Origin of the sequence: Streptomyces sp. P9(2023), assembly GCF_032436795.1 — a bacterium.
GTDB lineage: Bacteria > Actinomycetota > Actinomycetes > Streptomycetales > Streptomycetaceae > Streptomyces.
The window spans coordinates 1-273 of sequence record NZ_JAUPWM010000457.1 but is presented as its reverse complement, the minus strand read 5'-3'; the positions used below and the strand labels follow the sequence as shown (position 1 = coordinate 273).

At 62.6% G+C, this 273-nt stretch carries 1 pseudogene; it reads right to left on the bottom strand.

The features are described from left to right. Nucleotides 1-198, bottom strand: a pseudogene (locus Q5762_RS38360) (hypothetical protein); the annotation flags it as partial. Nucleotides 199-273 lie beyond the last annotated feature (75 nt).

Here is a 273-nt window from a genome sequence, read left to right as displayed (position 1 = left end):
GCGTGTGTGCACGACGCCGAACAGGTTCACCGGAAAGGCATCACAGGCGATCATGGCGAGGTGCAGCGGAGTGGCCATGACGTGCGGATACGTTATCGGCAGCTGGCTCGATTCGCGGTCGCTGCAGACAGACCTATAGCGTTCAAGATGTTTCGGATCGACCACGAACCGGCCGAGGGTCGCTTCGATACGCCTCACCGGCGATCGTCGGGGCTTACCTGAAGATTCTCCTCGCGCGCAAGCCATCCTTCGCGCGGGAGCCGGCGCAGCGTA